The organism is Candidatus Eisenbacteria bacterium, assembly GCA_016867495.1.
GTDB lineage: Bacteria > Eisenbacteria > RBG-16-71-46 > CAIMUX01 > VGJL01 > VGJL01.
Window position 1 is genome coordinate 1 of the sequence record VGJL01000299.1, and the last position, 2,354, is coordinate 2,354.

A 2,354-nucleotide genomic window follows, 5' to 3' on the forward strand; every position below is an offset into this window, starting at 1 on the left:
ATCAATCCTCGGAGTATTCTCTTCCCTCCTGGTCTGAGGTACACCCTTTGTGGACGGCAGCATCCGCCGCCGTCGACGAGGGGCATTTCAGCAGGAGGTGTTTCGATGCAGGTGATGGCCAATGGCCGGGTCCGTCGGACGGAGGAGGAGTGGCGCACCCTCCTCGGGCGATGGAAGAAGAGCGGGGTGGGACCTCGCGAGTTCTGCCGCAAGGAATCCGTTCAGCTCTCCAGCTTCCTGAGATGGCAGCAGAGGCTGCAGGGATCTCCGGCTCAATCTGATTTCGCTCCCGTTGTCTCGATTCCGCCCTTGGAGACGAGGACCTCGAGCTGGATGTTGGGGGTGACACTTCCCAACGGCGTCACGCTCGAGCTTCGGGGTTGAGGGGTGCGCCTGGCCGGAGAGGTGTCGCGGATCCTGGCGTACCGCCGCCCGGTGGATATGAGGAAGTCCTTTGATGGTCTACTGGGGTTGGTCAAGCATGTCCTGGTCGAGGATCCTCTCTCCGGCACGCTCTACGTCTTCGCGAATCGTCGAGGGAGCTACGTGAAGGCGGTCTACTGGGACCGGACGGGGTTTTGCCTGTTCGCGAAGAGGCTCGAGCGAGGGCGGTTCGTGTTCCCGGGTGAAGCGGAGAGGTTTGAGATGAGCGAGCAGGCATTTCGTTTGCTTCTCGATGGAATCGTGCTTGGCAGGCGGGGGCGATTAATGTAGAAGAGGAGCATGACGTTTGAATCACGCGCGGCATCGATGACACAGGCGGAGATCGTCGCGCTGCTGCGCTCCCACCAAGACCTGCAGGAACTTCACGACGAGTTGTTGCGGCAGGTGGAGTGGTTCAAGCGTCAGCTCTTCGGAGCGAAGTCGGAGAGACGGATTCGCGATCTCGACACCTCGCAGCTCACCCTGGGCGAGATCTGCAGGACGGAGGCCTCCCCGAAGCCTGCGATCGAGGTGGCGGCGCATGGCCGCCGGCGCGTGGATCCGATCACAGCGGGAGGCGATGACGAGGGTCTCCGCTTCGATCCCTCGGTGCCGGTCAAGGAGATCCGGCTCTCGGATCCCGAGGTGGAGGCCAGTCCGGATCTCTACGAGGTGGTTGGGGAGAAGATCACCTGCCGGTTGGCGCAGCGGCCTGGATCCTACGTGGTGCTGCGCTACGTCCGCCCGGTCTGCAAGAGGAAGGGAGACGGGGTGTTCTCGTCTGCTCTGGCTCCGGCGGCTGTTCTGGAGAAGAGCTGCGCGGATGTGAGCTTCCTGGCCGGGCTACTGATTGACAAGTTCGCTTTTCATCTACCCTTGTACCGCCAGCACCAGCGCCTTCGGGTAGCCGGGGTCCATCTGGCTCGTTCGACGCTGACGAATCTGGTGCATCGGGCGGTGGATCTGCTGGAGCCCGTCTACGAGGCGCAGTTGCGGTCGATCCTTTCGAGCAAGGTATTGGCGATGGACGAGACGCCGATCAAGGCGGGGAGGAAGCAGAGGCCTGCGCCCGATCGAGGGGAGATGAGGACGGCCTACTTCTGGCCGATCTACGGGGACCGGGACGAGATCGCCTTTCCCTTTGCGAGGACGCGAGGGAGCGAGGTGGTGCGGGAGGCGCTGAAGGGCTACGTGGGGGTGCTCTTGAGCGACGGTTACGAGGTGTACGACCGGTACGCGAAGGCGGTCAATGGGATCGTGCATGCGCAGTGCTGGTCGCATGCGAGGCGGCACTTCGTGAAGGCGGAAACTGCGGAACCGACCCGAGTCCGGGAGGTCCTGGACATCATCGGGGAGCTGTACGACGCGGAGACAGTGATCCGGGAGAAGTCCCTGCCGCCCGAGAAGATCTTGCCGTACCGAGCAGAGACGGTCCGGCCGATCGTGGATCGGTTCTTCGAGTCGTTGCGCACGAAGATGGCGGAGGGTATCTGGCTACCGACGAATCCGTTCACGAAGGCCGCGGGTTACGCGCTTTCAAGGGAGAAGTCGCTGCGGGTATTTCTGGAGTATCCGGACGTCCCGATGGACACGAACCATCTGGAGCGAGCGATTCGGCCGGTCGCGGTGGGGCGGAAGAACTGGATGTTCTGTTGGACCGAGATCGGAGCGAAGTACGTGGGGATCATCCAGAGCCTGATCTCGACGTGTCGGGTGCACGGGGTGGATCCGTACACGTATCTGGTAGACGTGCTGCAGCGGATCGACACGCACCTGGCGAGGGACGTGGCCTGGCTCACGCCGCGGCTGTGGAAGGAACGCTACGCGGAGAACCCGCTGAGGTCGGCGATCGACCGCCGGTAGCACAAGCCAGATTGCCGGCGCAAGGCTCCGAGGGTTGACCGCTTACGCTGAGACGATCCCGTACCGAG

General features: G+C 63.0%; 3 protein-coding genes. All 3 read left to right on the forward strand.

Annotated elements, in window-relative coordinates:
- Nucleotides 1-105: 105 nt before the first annotated feature.
- The 3 genes from FJY88_13670 to FJY88_13680 all read left to right on the forward strand — a co-directional run bounded on the left by FJY88_13670 (nt 106) and on the right by FJY88_13680 (nt 2,286).
- Complete coding sequence (locus FJY88_13670) at nt 106-384, forward strand: hypothetical protein (GenBank protein MBM3288374.1); 279 nt, start codon at nt 106-108, stop codon at nt 382-384.
- Between the two features lie 3 nt (nt 385-387).
- Nucleotides 388-714 (forward strand): IS66 family insertion sequence element accessory protein TnpB, encoded by a 327-nt coding sequence (tnpB, locus tag FJY88_13675; protein ID MBM3288375.1) that lies wholly within the window; start codon nt 388-390, stop codon nt 712-714.
- 102 nt (nt 715-816) lie between these two features.
- Nucleotides 817-2,286, forward strand: coding sequence for an IS66 family transposase (locus FJY88_13680; protein ID MBM3288376.1), 1,470 nt, complete (start codon nt 817-819; stop codon nt 2,284-2,286).
- The last annotated feature ends 68 nt before the right edge of the window (nt 2,287-2,354 follow it).